This is a genomic window from Duganella aquatilis (assembly GCF_009674565.1).
GTDB lineage: Bacteria > Pseudomonadota > Gammaproteobacteria > Burkholderiales > Burkholderiaceae_D > Rugamonas > Rugamonas aquatilis.
Window position 1 is genome coordinate 154,711 of the sequence record NZ_WKJL01000007.1, and the last position, 15,604, is coordinate 170,314.

Consider the following 15,604-nt stretch of genomic DNA (forward strand, 5'->3'; position numbering starts at 1 on the left):
GCGTCACTTTCCAGCCTTTCCAACCATGACCGCATCCCCACCGAGGGAGGCAGGCCGCGCTTTGCCCGGCGTTCCGGAGAATCATCATGAAACTAGCCACCCTGACCAAACTGATTTTGCTCGGCCTGCTGGGCCTGGCCGCGCTGCGCCTCTACGGCTCGAACGCCAAGCAGGCGCCGGCCGCCGAGGATGTGCCATCGCTGGTGCATGAAGGCGACCTGCTGCGCATTCCGGAAAAATCACCGTTGAGACGCTCGCTGGTGATCGCCGCCATCGCCGAGCAAAGCATCGCCGCGCCTATCACGCTACCGGCGCTGGTGGAAGCGGATCCGGCTCGCCTGGTGAAAGTCACGCCGCCGCTGGCCGGCCGCATCGTCAGCCTGAACAAGCAGCTGGGCGACGAGGTCAAGGCTGGCGAAGTGCTGTTCACCATCGATGCGCCGGACATGGCGCAGGCTGGCGCCGACAACGCCAAGGCACAATCGGCGCTGTCGCTGGCGCAGCGCAATCTGGCGCGCCAGCACGAGCTGGCACAAGGCGATATCGCCGCCAAGCGCGACGTCGAGCAGGCCCAGGGCGATTTCGACAGCGCAGCCGCTGAAGCCGCCCGCGCAGCCGCCCGGCTGGCGCAACTGGGCGCGCACGGCGGCGGCAATGCCGGCGCCGGCCGCATCGCCGTGCGCTCGCCGATTGCCGGCCGCGTGGTCGAACTGTCGGCCGCCGCCGGCGCCTACTGGAACGACGCCACCGCTTCCCTGATGACCATCGCCGACCTGTCCAAGGTCTTCATCAGCGCCAACGCGCAGGAGAAAGACCTGGCGCAGCTGTACGTCGGCCAGCAGGCCAGCGTCAAGCTGGACGCCTGGCCGGCGCCGGTGACCGGCCAGGTGCGCTACATCGGCGAAATGCTGGACGCCGACACCCGCACCATCAAGGTCCGCCTGCCCTTCGACAACCATGACGGCCATCTGAAACCCGGCATGTTCGCCGAAGCCACGCTACTGGCGCGTCCGCACAACGGCATGCTGGTGCCGATGACAGCCGTGATCCAGAACGGCTTCGCCAGCCGCGCCTTTGTCGAAGTCAAGCCATGGCAATTCGAACCGCGCGAACTGAAGCTGGGGGCGCAGATCGGCGAACAAGTGGAAGTGCTGTCCGGCCTGAAAGCCGGCGAGCGCATCGTCACCAAGGATGGAGTGCTGCTCAATGATTGAACGTCTGGTTACCCTGTGCTTTAACCGGCGCGGCATCGTCTCGCTGATTTTCCTGCTGGTGGCGCTGTATGGCGGCTACTGCTGGAGCCAGCTGCCGCTGGAAGCCTATCCCGATATCGCCGACGTCACCTCGCAAGTGGTCACGCAGGTCAACGGCCTGGCCGCCGAGGAAGTCGAACAGCAGATCACCATTCCGCTGGAACGCGAGATCATGGGCACGCCTGGCATGCATGTAATGCGTTCGAAGTCCACCTTCGGCCTGTCGCTGATCACCGTGGTGTTCCAGGACGGCGCGGAAGACTACTGGTCGCGCCAGCGCCTGCAGGAGCGCATTGCCGGCGTGTCGCTGCCGTATGGCGCGCAACCGTCGCTTGACGCGCTGACCTCGCCCATCGGCGAAATCTACCGCTACACGCTGGAATCGAAGAGCCAGGATCTGCGCGCGCTATCCGAATTGCAGCGCTGGGTCGTGATCCCGCGCCTGAAGCAGGCCAGCGGCGTGGTCGATGTCGGCAATTTCGGCGGCCTGACCACGCAGTTCCTGCTGGAGTTCGATCCGGCCAAGCTGTCCAAGTACAACCTGTCGCTGGCGCAGATCACGCAGGCGATTGCGGCCAATAACGCCAACGCCGGCGGCAGCATCCTGACGCGCGGCCAGCAAGGGCTGGTGGTGCGCGGCGTCGGCCTGATTCACAGCCTGGATGATCTGGGCAACGTGGTGGTCACGCAGAAGAACGGCGTGCCGGTGCTGGTCAAAGACCTCGGCAACGTCACGCTCGGCAACCAGGAACGCCATGGGGTTCTGGGCAAGGACAAGGTGTCGGACACCGTTTCCGGCATCGTGCTGCTGCTGAAGAACGAGAATCCGTCGCGCGTGATCGCCGGCGTGCACGAGGCAGTGCAGGACCTCAACGACCACCTGCTGCCGAAAGACGTCAAGGTCGTGCCCTATATGGACCGCAGCACACTGGTGGACGCCACCGTGCACACGGTCGGCAAGACGCTGATCGAAGGCGTGGTGCTGGTGACGCTGGTGATGGTGCTGTTCCTCGGCAGCCCGCGCGCGGCGCTGATCGCGGCGTCGGCGATTCCCGTGTCGCTGATGGCGGCCTTCATCCTGATGCACCACTTTAAAATTCCGGCCAACCTGCTGTCGCTGGGAGCGATTGACTTCGGCATCATCGTCGATGGCGCCATCTTCGTGCTGGAAGCCATTCTGCTTCAGCGCGAGAAACAGCCGGACGGCCTGCTGTCGGCCAAAGACGCCATGAAGGCCACGCTGCAAGTGATGCGCCCGACCTGCTTCGGCATGCTGGTCATCATGATCGCCTACCTGCCGTTGTTTGCCTTCCAGCGCATCGAATACAAGCTGTTCTCGCCGATGGCGTTTGCGGTCGGCTTCGCGCTGCTCGGTGCGCTGCTGATGACCATGATGCTGATCCCCGGCTTGGCCTACTGGGCCTTCCGCAAGCCGCGCAAGATCTTCCACAATCCGGTGCTGGGATGGCTGATGCCGCGCTACGAAGCGCTGCTGCAACGGCTGGTCGGCAAGTCGAAGCTGGTGCTGGCCGTGGCTGGCGCCACGCTGGTGGCGGTGATCGTGGTCGGCGGCGCCATCGGCCGCGACTTTTTGCCGACGCTGGACGAAGGCTCGATCTGGTTGCAGGTCACGCTCCCACCCGGCATTTCGCTGACCAAGGCAACGCAGATGGCGGACGCGCTGCGCGACGCCACCTTGCAGGAACCGCAGGTGGCTCACGTGGTCACGCAGTTGGGCCGCAATGACGAAGGCACCGATCCGTTCACGCCGTCGCACATCGAATGCGCGGTGACTTTGCAGCCCTACGACAAATGGCCGTCCGGCATGAGCAAGCAGGACTTGATCGACAAGCTGGCGGCGCGCTACAAGCAGTTGCCGCGCACCGACGTCGGCTTCTCGCAGCCGATGATCGACGGCGTACTGGACAAGCTGGCCGGCGCGCACAGCGATCTGGTGGTCAAAGTGTATGGCGACGATTTCCACGCCACCCGCAAGCTGGCCAGTTCAGTCGAAAAACTGCTGCGCAGCGTGCCTGGCGCGGAAGATGTGATCATCGACCAGGAACCGCCGCTGCCGCAGGTGCGCATCGACGTTGACCGCGCCGCGGCGGCCCGCCTCGGCATCAATGTCTCCGACGTGATGGCGCTGATCCAGACCGGCATCGGCGGCAGCCCGGTCGCGCAAGTCTACGTGGATGACCGCAGCTACGACGTGGCGGCGCGCTTCAGCGGCCCGACGCGCAACGATCCGCAGGCGATCGGCGATCTGGTGCTGAACGCCGCCAACGGCGCCCACGTGGCGCTGGCGCAGGTGGCGCACATCCGCCTGGCGGAGGGCGAAACCACCATCACGCGCGAGATGAACCGGCGTCACCTGACGGTGCGCACCAATCTGCGCGGCCGCGATCTGTCGTCCTTCCTGGCCGAGGCGCAGGGCCGCATCCAGCGCGAGATTCCGTATGACCATGCGCGCTACCAGATCACCTGGGGCGGCCAGTTCGAGAACCAGCAGCGCGCGCAGGCGCGTCTGGCGGTGATCGTGCCGGCGGTGCTGGCGCTGATGTTTGTGATGCTGTTCTCGGAGTTCGGCAATCTGCGTCAGCCGGGACTGATACTGCTGGCGGTGCCGCTGTCGCTGCTGGGCGGACTGGTGGCCTTGCAGATGCGCGGCATGACGCTCAACGTGTCGTCGGCGGTGGGCTTCATCGCGCTGTTTGGCGTGTCGGTGCTGAACGCGGTGGTGATGCTGGCCAACCTGAACCGCTGGCGCGCGCTGCTGCCGGACGATCTGCGCACGGCAGTCATCAACGGCGCCCGCGAGCGCGTGCGGCCGGTGCTCACCACCGCCACCGTCGCCGCGCTGGGCCTGGTGCCGGCGGCGCTGGCGCACGGCCTGGGCAGCGACGTCCAGCGTCCGCTCGCCACCGTGGTAGTCGGCGGCCTGGTCACGGCCACCGTGCTGACGCTGGTGCTGCTGCCCGCCCTGTATTACCTGATCGAAGAGCGCTTCGCCCGCCACCCGGCGCCGGCGCCCGAAGGAGAACAAGCATGATGAAAACCCTGTCCCTGCTGGTCGCATTGCTGGCCACCGGCTGCGCCGCCGGTCCCGACTACGTGCGCCCGGCCGCGCCAACCGCCACGCGCTACACCGCCGAGCCACTGGCCGCCAACACCGCAGCATCGCCGCTTGCCGATGGCGCCTCGCAGCATTTCGCCGAAGGCAAGGACGTCTCCGCGCAATGGTGGACCGTCTTCGGCTCCGACGACCTGAATCAGCTGATCGCCGCCGCCCTGCAAGCCAATCCCGACCTGCAAGCCGCCGACGCCGCGCTGCGCGCCGCCCGCGAAACCGCCGCCGCCCAGCGCGGCGCTTACTTGCCGACCGTCGACCTGCACCTGCAACCGACCCGCCAGCGTGTGGCCGACACCCTGTCCAGCCCCACCGCCTCCGGCACCAACCTGTACAGCCTGCACACCGCCCAGCTAAACATCGGCTACACGCCGGACGTCTTCGGCGCCACCCGCCGCCAGGTCGAAGCCATCGACGCCCAGACCGACGTCGCCCGCTTCCAGCGCGAAGCCGCGCGCCTGACATTGATCAGCAACATCGTCAACGCCGCCATCAACGAAGCCGCCCTGCGCGCCCAGCTGGACGCCATGCAGCAACTGACCGCCATGGCCCGCCAGCAACTGGACGCCGTGCGCAAGCAGCAGCAAGCCGGCCAACTCGGTGCGGCCGACGTCGCCGCGCAGGAAGCCGCACTGGCGCAAGCGGAAGCCAACCTGCCGCCACTACAAAAACAACTCGCCCAGCAGCACGACCTGCTGGCGGTGCTGGCCGGCCGTTATCCCAGCGAAGGCGTCGCCCAGCGCCTCGACTTCAGCCACCTGACGCTGGCCACCGAACTGCCACTCAGCCTGCCGGCACAACTGGTCGAACAGCGTCCCGACATCCGCGCCGCCGAAGCGCAACTGCAAGCCGCCTCCGCGCAGATCGGCATCGCCAAAGCCGCGCGCCTGCCCAACATCGCGCTGACCGCCGCGCTGGGCAGCTCGGCGCTGGACGCCGGCACCCTGTTCAAATCCGGGGCCGGCTTCTGGAGCATCGGCGCCGACCTGGCGCAACCGCTGTTCCGCGGCGGCGGCCTGCTGCACCAGCAACGCGCCGCCGAAGCCAACTACGATCAGGCCGCAGCCCAATACCGCAGCACCGTGCTGACCGCCTTCCAGAACGTCGCCGACGCCCTGCACGCCATTGACGCCGATGCGCAATCCCTGCGTGCCGCCGCCAACGCCGAACAAGCCGCCCACAAAAGCTGGACCATCGCCCAACGCCAATGGCAGCTGGGCCAGACCGGCTACCCGCCAGTCCTGCAAGCCGGCCAGGCCTGGCGCCAAGCCACCATCACGCTGATCCAGGCCCAAGCCGCCCGCTACACCGACACCGTCGCCCTGTTCCAGGCCCTGGGCGGCGGCTGGCAAAGCGAGTAAATGTGACCAATACGCAACAAATTATTTGAAAGGTTTATAACAAGCGGGGAAGCAGTTGTAGAATAAATATTGGTTAGAAAGCCACTAGTTGCAGCCCTGAGGAGACGGCATGGTCCCATCCCGGTGTTTATCAGCTTTTCTGGTTCTCAGCACAATCGCCGGTTACGCGTATGCCCAGCCGGAACAAACCGTGCCTCCGCAGCGCGCGCCCGATACCATGGAGGCGCGCACGCTTGCCTGTGTCGGCTGCCACGGCGACAAGGGCCGTGGCGTCGCCAATTTCTACTTCCCGCGCCTGGCCGGCAAACCGGCCGGCTACCTGTACAACCAGCTGATTGCCTTCCAGGAGGGCCGCCGCCGCTACGCGCCGATGAACTATCTGCTGGCCTATCTGCCGCCGGCCTACCTGAAGCAGATGGCCGACTACTTCGCAGCCCAAAGCCCGGACCCGCTGGCAGTCACCGCGCCAGCCGCACCGCCAGCCACCATCGCCCAAGGCCAGCAGATCGTCAGCAAGGGCCTGCCGGACAAGAAAATCCCGGCCTGCACCGCCTGCCACGGCACGGCGCTGACCGGCCGCGAGCCCGGCATCCCCGGCTTGCTCGGCCTGCGCACCGATTACGTCAGCGCGCAGCTCGGCGCCTAGCGCTACGGCACCCGCACCGCGCTGGCGCCGGACTGCATGCAGATCGTCGCCTCGACGCTGTCCGAACCTGAAGTGGCCGCCGTCTCCGCCTACCTCGCCACGCTGCCGGTGCCGCAGCAGGACAAACCGGTCGCCGCCGACACCACGCAACTGCCGATGGCCTGCGGCAGCCAGAACCCGCACGCGGCGGAGGCCAAGCCATGAAGCGCTTCCTGCTCATCCTCCTGCTGATCCTGATCCTGCTGGCCGGCGGCGCCTGGTGGCTGATGAACCGCGGCTCGTCCGCGCCCGCCACCACCGTCAGCAGCGCACAGATCGAACGCGGCAAATACCTGGCGCAGGCCGGCGACTGTATCGCCTGCCACACGATCCCCGGCCAGGCCATCTTCTCCGGCAACCGCGCCATGCCCACGCCGTTCGGCAACCTGTACGCACCCAACATCACGCCGGACAAGGAAACCGGCATCGGCAAGTGGACGCCGGCCGACTTCTACAACATGCTGCACACCGGCCGCTCGCCGGACGGCAAGCTGCTGTACCCGGCCATGCCGTTCGCCTCCTACACCAAGGTCACGCGCGACGACTCGGACGCCATCTTCGCCTACCTGATGTCGGTGCCGCCGGTAAAGCACGCCAACCGCGAGCACGAGCTGCGCTTCCCCTACAACAACCGCAGCCTGCTGATCGGCTGGCGCACGCTGTACTTTCAGGAAGGCGAATACAAGCCCGATCCGCAACAGTCGGTGGAATGGAACCGCGGCGCCTACCTGGTGCAGGGCCTGGGCCACTGCGCCATGTGCCACTCGCCGATCAACGCGCTGGGCGGCTCGGCCGAAGCGAAAGCCTTCCAGGGCGGCCTGATCCCGATGCAGAACTGGTACGCGCCGTCGCTGACCTCCAACCGCGAGGCCGGCCTGGGCAACTGGGCGCTGCAGGACATCATGGACCTGCTACAAACCGGCGTTTCGCATCGCGGCACCGTCTACGGGCCGATGGCCGAAGTCACCTTCAACAGCCTGCAATACCTGAACGACGCCGACGTACGCGCCATGGCGGTCTACCTGAAAGGACTGCCGGGCGACGATCCGCCGGCCGCACCGGCCGCACCGCTGACCAACGAAGTGTCGCAGATGTTCGCCGAAGGCCAGCGCATCTACGACGCCCGCTGCGCCACCTGCCATGCGGTGGACGGACGCGGCATGCCGCCGCACTTCCCGCCGCTGGCCGCCAACCAGTCGATCCTGATGAGTTCCTCCGTCAATCCGGTGCGCATGATCCTCAACGGCGGCTACCCGCCCGGCACCCGCAAGAATCCGACACCGTACGGCATGCCGCCGTTCGCGCAGGAGCTGAACGACGCCGAAGTCGCCGCCGTGGCGACCTACATCCGCAACGCCTGGGGCAACGCCGCCACGCCGGTCACGCCGCAGCAGGTCAACCAGCTGCGCAGCGCGCTGCTTGAATAGGAGGAACGCCATGATCGTGGAAAACGATACGCCCACGGAATCCGAAGCCGCCAACCAGCAGCGCGTGGACGACATCGTCGCGCGCGGTCCCGGCGGCGCCTTCGCGCTGGCCGGCGTGGCGACCGCCGTGGTGGTGCTCATCTGGTTCGCGTTTTACTTTTTGGTCTTCGTCGCGCGCGGAGGTGCCTAGATGAGCGACCAGCATAGCGCCGCCCACGCCGCCGAACAGGCCGAAACGCGCTGGGTATGGATCGTCGCCGCCATCATCGCCCTGCTGCTCGGCATGATGGCGTACATGAGCCTGCACTGGATCACCATGCCGCCGCAACGCATGGAAACCGTCAATCCCGGCACCTTGCACCTGGCCGGCGAATTTGTCGAGGCCAACCTGGGCAGCGCCACCGAGGCCGACGGCAGCATCACCGTGCGGCTGGTCGGCAGCCAGTACTCGTTCACGCCGCAGTGCGTGGTGGTGCCGGCCGACACGCCGATCGTCATCCGCGCCACCAGCGCCGACGTGGTGCACGGTTTCAGCGTTACCGGCACCAACGTCAACGTCAACCTGGTGCCGGGCTACGTCTCCACCTTCCACGCCCACTTCCAGAAGACCGGCGACCACACCATGCCCTGCCATGAATTCTGCGGCATCGGCCATGCCGCCATGTGGGCCCACGTCAAGGTGGTGGACAAGGACACCTACGCGCGGCTGGCGCAAAAGCAAGGGAGGCTGAGCTGTGCTGAACATTCCTAACCGGCGGCTGGTGCTGGCGCACTTCTGGCTGGCGTTCCTGGCTTTCTTCCTGGCGCTGATCCTCGGCGAGTGGCAGATGTACATCCGCAGCCCGCTGCATACCTGGCTGGGCAATCCCGAACTGTATTACCGCTCCGTCACCGCGCACGGCTCGGCCATGGGCTATGTGTTCCCGACCTTGGTGGCGATGGGTTTCGGCTACGCAATCGTGGAACTGGCGTTGAAGCAGGCGCTGGTCGGCCTGCGCTGGGCCTGGGCCGGCTTCGGCCTGGTGGTGGTCGGCACCGTGGTGGCCATGGTGCCGGTGGCGCTGGGCAAGGCGTCGGTGCTGTACACCTTTTACCCGCCGCTGATCGGCAATCCGTTTTATTACATCGGCGTGGTGCTGGTGGTAGTCGGCTCGTGGATTTGGGTGGCGCTGATGGCGGTCAACCTGCGCGCCTGGCGCCGCGCCAATCCAGGCGCCACGGTGCCGCTGGCAATGTTCGCCAACAACGCCGGCGCCTACCTGTGGGCCTGGACCTCGGTCGGCGCCGCCATCGAAATCCTGTTCCTGATCCTGCCGGTGGCGCTGGGCTTCAAGACCACCATCGACGCCGGCCTGGCGCGCGTGTTCTTCTCGTGGACGCTGCACGCCATCGTCTACTTCTGGCTGATGCCGGCCTATATCGCCTTCTACACGCTGGTGCCGCGCGCGATTGGCGGCCGGCTGTACAGCGACGCCATGGCGCGCATCTCCTTCATCCTGTTCCTGGTGTTTTCGATGCCGATCGGGATACACCACCTGTTCCAGGATCCGCAGGTTGGCACCGGCGTCAAGTTCCTGCATGCGGTGTTCACCGCCATGGTGTCCGTGCCGACGCTGCTGACCATCTTCACCATCTGCGCCTCGGTCGAGATTGCCGGCCGGCTGCGCGGCGGCGCCGGCAGCTTTGCCTGGATCGCCAGGCTGCCGTGGAAGAATCCGATGATGCTGGCCCTGGCGCTGTCCTTCATCATGCTGGGCTTCGGCGGCGCCGGTGGCCTGATCAACATGAGCTACCAGCTGGATTTCGCCATCCACAACACGCAATGGATTACCGGTCACTTCCACCTGATCTTCGGCGGCGCCATCGTCATCATGTACTTTGCGCTGGCCTACGATTTGTGGCCGCACCTGACCGGCCGCGCACTCAACGCCTGGAAGCTGATGCGCGTACAGCTGTGGCTGTGGTTTGTCGGCATGATGGTGCTGACCATGCCGTGGCACTGGGTCGGCATCCTTGGCATGCCGCGCCGCATGGCCTACTACGACTACACAGCCACCGACCTGGCGCCGATGTCGCTGTCGGTCATCATCACCTTCAGCGGCGGTCTGCTGTTGCTGGCGTCCGGCGCGCTGTTCCTGTGGATACTGGCTTCCGGCCATCGCGGCGCGACGGTGCCGCTGCCGGCGTTCCGCTTCAGCGCGCCGGTGCATGCGGGCGCGCGCATCCCGGCGGCGCTGAACGGCTTTGGGTTGTGGCTGGCGTTGATGATCGGCCTGAGCGTCATCAACTACGGCTTCCCCATCGCGCAGCTGATCAACACTCCGAATACCGCCGTGCCGGCCGTTCCGATCAGGTGATGCCATGCAAGAACCTTCCGTCCTTTCCCTGAAAAACCGCTGGACGCGCTACAGCGTCGGCGCCGTGCTGCTGATGGCCGTGCTGGCGGCGGCGGTCGGCTTCCTGTGGGTGCCGATCGCCAACAACGGCGCGGCGGCCGGCTCGCTGTGGGATGCGATCTGCAGCGCCGCCGGCGTGCCGGGCGCCAGCCGCTCGCGCTCATTGAGCGAAGATGCCGCCGCGCGGCCCAGCGATGTGATCGTCAGCGCCAGCATGATGCGGCCGGCGAACGCCGAATCGATCGGTCGTGGCGCCACGCTGGCCATGCGCTGCACCATGTGCCACGGCATACGCGGCGTCAGCGAGGCCAACTCGCCGAACCTGGCGGGACAGATCGAGGCCGCCATTTACAAGCAGCTGCGCGATTACCAGTCGGGCCACCGGCTGAGCGCCATCATGCAGCCGATGACGGTCAACCTGAACGACCAGGACATGCGCGATCTGGCGGCCTACTATGCCTATCTGCCGCATGAACGGGCGCCGCAGGATAATCCGCGCATCGCGCCGCAACTGGTGACCAACGGCGCGCCGATGCGCAATATCGGCGCCTGCGCCAGCTGTCACGGCGGGCTGGCGCAGCAAAGCGCGGCGCCGGTGCTGGAAGGCGAGCCGGAGCTGTATATCCGCAACCAGCTGCACGCCTTCCGCGACGGCAGCCGGCACAACGACCTCAATCAGCAGATGCGCAACATGGCGCGCCAGCTGACCGACGCTGAAATCACCGAACTGGCCCGGTATTACGCGGAACGCTGACAGCGCCTACTTGCCGGCCTCAATCACCACCTTGCCGAACGCGCCGCGCTGCACATGGCTGAAGGCGGCCGGCGCCTCGGAAAACGGATAGACGGCGTCGATCACCGGGCGCAAGCCCAGCAGGTCCACGGCACGTACCAGATCCTCCAATGCCCGGCGCGGGCCGACGGCAATGCCGGCGATGACGGCGCGGCTGCCGAGCAGCGGCATGACCGGCAGGGTAAAACTGTCCGCCTCCAGCAAGCCGATGAAGGAAATGCGGCCGCCCTGCGCCACGGCCTTGAGCGAACGCGCGACGTTGTCGCCTCCGGCCATTTCCAGAATGTGCTCGGCGCCGCGCCCGCCGGTCAGCGCCAGCACCTGCTCGTGCCATGCCGGTGTGCGATGACGGTTGATACCATCGCGCGCACCCAGGGCGGCGACACGCGCCAGCTTGTCATCGTCGCCGCTGATGACGATCACGCGCGCGCCATGCGCCACCGCCAGCTGGATCGCGAACAACGACACGCCGCCGGTGCCCTGCACCACCACCGTCTGCCCGGCATGCAGCTGGCCCTGCTCGACCAGCGCCATCCAGGCGGTCAGCGCCGCCACCGGCAGCGTGCTGGCTTCCGCCGCGCTCAACGAGGCCGGCGCGTGGACAAAGCCTTCCGCATCCCCCGCCACGTACTGCGTCAGCATGCCGGGCAGCGGCGCACCACGGCTCGGCGCCTGGGCCCAGGACAAGGGCGTGCCGTCGACCCAGCCGGGCATGAAGGCGGACAATACCCGGTCGCCCACCGCAAAGCGGCTGACGCCGGAGCCTACCGCCACCACCTTGCCGGCCAGATCCGAACCTGGCACGTGAGGGAACGTCAGCGCGTAGCCCATGCCGCGATCGGCGATCTCGGCGTCGCGATAGTTGAGCGAGACGGCCTCGGTTTGGACCAGGATTTCGCCAGACTGCGGCGTCAGCAGCGGCTGCCCGCGCAGCACCAGCTGATCGAGGCCCAGCGCAGGAATTTCCCAACGTTGATATGTGTTCACGATGCGTCCTTATGCGATTCTTGATAGGAAGCGCCATCGTATGGCTCCGCGCAATCCGGAGTAAGTGGGTTATAGTTCCATTATTTACGGAGCCAATTCTCCGCAATGGGATAAACAAATGGAAAGCATCAGCGCGATCAACGTCTTTGTGCAGGTGGCGGAAACCCGCAGCCTGGTTGCCGCCGGCCGCCTGCTCGGCGTGTCGGCCTCCGCCATCGGCAAGCGGATCGGCGCGCTGGAAGCGGAACTGGGCGCGCGCCTGTTCCACCGCAGCACGCGCAGCATTACCTTGACCTCCGAAGGCGCGCTCTTCCTTGAACGCAGCCGGCGCATCCTGGCGGAAATCGAAGCGGCGCAGAACGAACTGTCGCAAGCGCACCAAAGCCCGCGCGGGCGCCTGCGGGTCAGCCTGCCGCTGATCGCCGAACCGTTTCTGTCGGCGCTGGCAAAGTTCAAGCTGGCTTATCCCGAAGTCGATCTGGATCTGGATTTCAATGACCGCCAGGTTGACGTCATCGAGGAAGGATTCGACGCCGTCATCCGCAGCGGCGAGGCGCCGGACTCGCGCCTGACCGCCCGTTACCTGGGCGCTTACCACATGCTGCTGGTGGGTGCACCGGACTATTTCGAGCGGCGTGGCGTGCCACAGACCAGCGCCGATCTGGCGCAGCACGACTGCATCCAGTTCCGTTACCCGAACACCGGCAAGATGCAGATGTGGCCGCTACGTGCCGGGGAAATCGCGCCGGACTTCCAGTTGCGCCCGTCGGTGGTGTGCAACAACCTGGAAGCCCGCATCCACTTTGCGCTCGCCGGCGTGGGTATCGCCTACCTGCCTGATTTCGCCATCGCCGCGCACCTGCGCGAAGGGCGGCTGATCCGCATCCTGCCGCAGTGTGCCGAAACGCCGGGACCATTCCACATCATGTGGCCTTCAGGCAAACACCTGGCGCCCAAGTTCCGCGTGTTTATCGATTTCCTGCACACGCATCTGTTTCCCGAGGCCGTTCAACCCAAGGCCCGGCGCAAATAAGGCGCGGTGCGGCTGGCCTTGTTCTTCGCCACGGCCGATGGCGTGCCGCTGGCGACGATCTGGCCGCCCTCCTCGCCGGCGCCGGGACCGACATCGAGCAGCCAGTCGCAATCTGCCAGCACCTGCACGTTATGCTCGACCACCACCACGCTGTTGCCGGCGTCGACCAGGCCGTGCAGCTGTTGCAGCAGCAGGTCGATGTCGGACGGATGCAGGCCGGTGGTCGGTTCGTCCAGCACGTACAGGGTGTCGCCGCGGCTGGCGCGCTGCAATTCGGTCGCCAGCTTGATGCGCTGCGCCTCGCCGCCGGACAGTTCGGTGGCCGGCTGCCCCAGCCGCAGATAGCCGAGGCCGACGGCACGCAACACATCGAGCGCGTGGCGCAACGGCGGCACATCTTCGAAAAACTCCCAGGCCGCGTCCACCGTCATGGCCAGCACTTCGGCGATGTTGTGATCGCGGTAGCGCACCGCCAGCGTTTGCGGGTTGTAGCGCGCGCCTTCACATTCCGGGCACGGCGTGTACACGCTCGGCAGGAACAGCAACTCGACCATGACAAAGCCTTCGCCGGAACAGTGCGGACAGCGCCCCTTGGCGACGTTGAACGAAAAGCGCCCCGCATCGAAATGCTTGGCGCGCGCCGCCCTGGTCGCGGCAAACAGTTTGCGCACGTGGTCGAACAAACCGGTGTAGGTCGCCAGGTTGGAACGCGGCGTGCGGCCGATCGGCTTCTGGTCCACCTGCACCAGCCGCCGCAGCGATTCCATGCCGGCCACGATCTGGCCTTGCAGTTCGCCGGCGTCGGCGGAATCCAGCAAATCCTCGGTGGATTCGGCCGGCTCGGCGGCGACCGGCTGGCCCAGTTGTGCCTGCACCAGCTGAATCAAGGCCTGGCTGACCAGGCTGGACTTGCCCGAGCCGGACACGCCGCTGACGCCGGCCAGCACGCCCAGCGGAATATCGGCGTCCAGCCCTTGCAGATTATTGCGCACCACGCCGCGCAGCTTGAGCCAAGCCGACGGCGCGCGCGGCGCGCGGGCCGCCGCCTGCGCCTCGCCAAACAGATAGTGCGCGGTGCGCGACTCCTTCACCGCCTTGAGGCCTGCCGGCTTGCCGCTGTACAGCACCTGCCCGCCATGCTGGCCCGCCTTGGGGCCGACATCGACAATCCAGTCGGCATGCCGTATCACGTCCAGCGCATGCTCGACCACGAACAGCGAATTGCCGGCCGCCTTCAGCCGGTCCAGCGCGCGCAGCAAGGCTTCGGTATCGGCCGGATGCAGGCCTGCCGACGGTTCGTCCAGCACATACACCACGCCGAACAGACTGGAGCGCACCTGCGTCGCCAGCCGCAAACGCTGCAACTCCCCCGGCGACAAGGTCGGCGTGCCGCGCTCCAGGTTCAGATAGCCCAGTCCCAGATCCAGCATCACCTCCAGCCGCGCCAGCAGATCGGCGGCGATGCGCTGGGTGACCACGGCTTTCTCGGGATGACGCTTGCTCGCCTTGAGGATCGCATACGGCTGCAGCAACTGCGCCAACTGGCGCAGCGACAGCCGGCTGATCTCCGTAATATCGTGGCCGGCAAAAGTGATGGACAGCGCCTCCTTGCGCAGCCGCTTGCCCTCGCACAGCGGACACGCCATGCTGACCAGATATTGCGCCACCCGCTTTTTCATCAGCGCGCTCTCGGTGCCGGCGAAGGTTTGCAGCACGTACTTGCGGGCGCCGGTGAAGGTGCCGTGATAGCTCGGCGTCTCCTTGCGCTTGAGCGCGCGCTTGGTTTCGGCCGGCGTCAGGCCGGCGTAGACCGGCACCGTCGGCTGCTCGTCGGTGAACAGGATCCAGTCGCGGGTTTTCTTCGGCAAGTCGCGCCACGGCGTATCGACATCGTAGCCCAACGTGACCAGGATATCGCGCAGGTTCTGGCCGTGCCAGGCGGTCGGCCAGGCGGCGACAGCGCGTTCGCGGATGGTCAGGCTGTCGTCCGGCACCATCGAGCGTTCGGTGGCTTCGTAGACGCGGCCCAGGCCATGGCATTGCGGACAGGCGCCCTGCGGCGTGTTGGGTGAAAACGATTCCGCATACAACAGCTCCTGCCCGGCCGGATAATCGCCGGCCCGTGAATACAGCATCCGCAGCGAATTCGACAAGGTGCTGACGCTGCCGACCGACGAGCGGGTGGTCGGCGTGCCGCGCTGCTGCTGCAAGGCCACCGCCGGCGGCAGGCCATCCACCGCATCGACCTCCGGCACCGGCATCTGGTGAAACAACCGCCGCGCATACGGCGACACCGATTCCAGGTAACGCCGCTGCGCCTCCGCATACAGCGTGCCGAACGCCAGCGACGACTTGCCCGAGCCGGACACGCCGGTGAACACCACTAGCGCATTGCGCGGGATGTCAACATCCACGTTTTTCAGATTGTGTTCGCGCGCGCCGCGCACGCGGACGTAGCCGTCGAAGTCAGCAGCCATGGGAAGCGATCCATAAAAAGGGCAATGGTAGCAGCATGCCCGATCGGCGTGCTCAGGTATGT

General features: G+C 66.4%; 11 protein-coding genes and 1 pseudogene. 10 read left to right on the plus strand and 2 right to left on the minus strand.

Going from position 1 to position 15,604, the window contains the following annotated elements; all coding sequences use genetic code 11:
* Positions 1-86: 86 nt before the first annotated feature.
* The 9 genes and pseudogenes from GJ698_RS12360 to GJ698_RS12400 all read left to right on the plus strand — a co-directional run bounded on the left by GJ698_RS12360 (position 87) and on the right by GJ698_RS12400 (position 11,006).
* Positions 87-1,214: an efflux RND transporter periplasmic adaptor subunit gene (locus GJ698_RS12360; RefSeq protein ID WP_154357927.1), complete on the plus strand. Its 1,128-nt coding sequence runs from the start codon at positions 87-89 to the stop codon at positions 1,212-1,214.
* Complete coding sequence (locus GJ698_RS12365) at positions 1,207-4,305, plus strand: efflux RND transporter permease subunit (protein ID WP_154357928.1); 3,099 nt, start codon at positions 1,207-1,209, stop codon at positions 4,303-4,305. Before GJ698_RS12360 ends, GJ698_RS12365 begins: the two co-directional genes overlap by 8 nt.
* The gene (locus GJ698_RS12370) at positions 4,302-5,744 is read left to right on the plus strand and encodes an efflux transporter outer membrane subunit (protein ID WP_371865273.1); all 1,443 of its coding nucleotides are present in this window, start codon (positions 4,302-4,304) and stop codon (positions 5,742-5,744) included. Before GJ698_RS12365 ends, GJ698_RS12370 begins: the two co-directional genes overlap by 4 nt.
* A 109-nt stretch (positions 5,745-5,853) precedes the next feature.
* Positions 5,854-6,594 (plus strand): annotated as a pseudogene (locus GJ698_RS12375) (c-type cytochrome).
* Positions 6,591-7,856 carry a c-type cytochrome gene (locus GJ698_RS12380; RefSeq protein ID WP_154357929.1) on the plus strand — a complete coding sequence of 422 codons (1,266 nt, stop codon included), beginning with the start codon at positions 6,591-6,593 and terminating at the stop codon, positions 7,854-7,856. The pseudogene GJ698_RS12375 and the gene GJ698_RS12380 overlap by 4 nt, the downstream one beginning before the upstream one ends.
* Before the next feature lie 10 nt (positions 7,857-7,866).
* Positions 7,867-8,046 (plus strand): hypothetical protein, encoded by a 180-nt coding sequence (locus tag GJ698_RS12385; RefSeq protein WP_154357930.1) that lies wholly within the window; start codon positions 7,867-7,869, stop codon positions 8,044-8,046.
* Entirely contained in the window at positions 8,047-8,607 is a 561-nt protein-coding gene (locus GJ698_RS12390; RefSeq protein WP_154357931.1) for a cupredoxin domain-containing protein, read from the plus strand. It begins immediately after the preceding gene.
* Entirely contained in the window at positions 8,591-10,213 is a 1,623-nt protein-coding gene (locus tag GJ698_RS12395) for a cbb3-type cytochrome c oxidase subunit I (protein ID WP_371865274.1), read from the plus strand. Before GJ698_RS12390 ends, GJ698_RS12395 begins: the two co-directional genes overlap by 17 nt.
* A 4-nt stretch (positions 10,214-10,217) precedes the next feature.
* Entirely contained in the window at positions 10,218-11,006 is a 789-nt protein-coding gene (locus GJ698_RS12400; RefSeq protein ID WP_154357932.1) for a c-type cytochrome, read from the plus strand.
* Positions 11,007-11,012: 6 nt separating this feature from the next.
* Here GJ698_RS12400 and GJ698_RS12405 read toward each other — a convergent pair whose 3' ends face one another.
* A complete protein-coding gene (locus tag GJ698_RS12405) occupies positions 11,013-12,035 on the minus strand; it encodes a zinc-dependent alcohol dehydrogenase family protein (RefSeq protein ID WP_371865280.1) in 1,023 nt (340 codons plus the stop codon).
* A 115-nt stretch (positions 12,036-12,150) separates the two neighbouring features.
* On the opposite strand from GJ698_RS12405, the gene GJ698_RS12410 reads away from it, so the two are divergent.
* A complete protein-coding gene (locus GJ698_RS12410) occupies positions 12,151-13,065 on the plus strand; it encodes a LysR family transcriptional regulator (protein WP_154357933.1) in 915 nt (304 codons plus the stop codon).
* On the opposite strand, the gene uvrA is transcribed toward GJ698_RS12410, so the two are convergent.
* On the minus strand, positions 13,041-15,542 hold the full coding sequence (uvrA, locus tag GJ698_RS12415; RefSeq protein WP_154357934.1) for an excinuclease ABC subunit UvrA: 2,502 nt from the start codon (positions 15,540-15,542) through the stop codon (positions 13,041-13,043). The genes GJ698_RS12410 and uvrA overlap by 25 nt on opposite strands.
* Positions 15,543-15,604: the final 62 nt, after the last annotated feature.

Bases quoted from the DNA above. Each gene is read 5' to 3' on its own strand.
- GJ698_RS12360 (WP_154357927.1), top strand. From the start codon at position 87: ATGAAACTAGCCACCCTGACCAAACTGATTTTGCTCGGCCTGCTGGGC.
- GJ698_RS12365 (WP_154357928.1), top strand. From the start codon at position 1,207: ATGATTGAACGTCTGGTTACCCTGTGCTTTAACCGGCGCGGCATCGTC.
- GJ698_RS12370 (WP_371865273.1), top strand. From the start codon at position 4,302: ATGATGAAAACCCTGTCCCTGCTGGTCGCATTGCTGGCCACCGGCTGC.
- GJ698_RS12380 (WP_154357929.1), top strand. From the start codon at position 6,591: ATGAAGCGCTTCCTGCTCATCCTCCTGCTGATCCTGATCCTGCTGGCC.
- GJ698_RS12385 (WP_154357930.1), top strand. From the start codon at position 7,867: ATGATCGTGGAAAACGATACGCCCACGGAATCCGAAGCCGCCAACCAG.
- GJ698_RS12390 (WP_154357931.1), top strand. From the start codon at position 8,047: ATGAGCGACCAGCATAGCGCCGCCCACGCCGCCGAACAGGCCGAAACG.
- GJ698_RS12400 (WP_154357932.1), top strand. From the start codon at position 10,218: ATGCAAGAACCTTCCGTCCTTTCCCTGAAAAACCGCTGGACGCGCTAC.
- GJ698_RS12410 (WP_154357933.1), top strand. From the start codon at position 12,151: ATGGAAAGCATCAGCGCGATCAACGTCTTTGTGCAGGTGGCGGAAACC.
- uvrA (WP_154357934.1), bottom strand. From the start codon at position 15,542: ATGGCTGCTGACTTCGACGGCTACGTCCGCGTGCGCGGCGCGCGCGAA.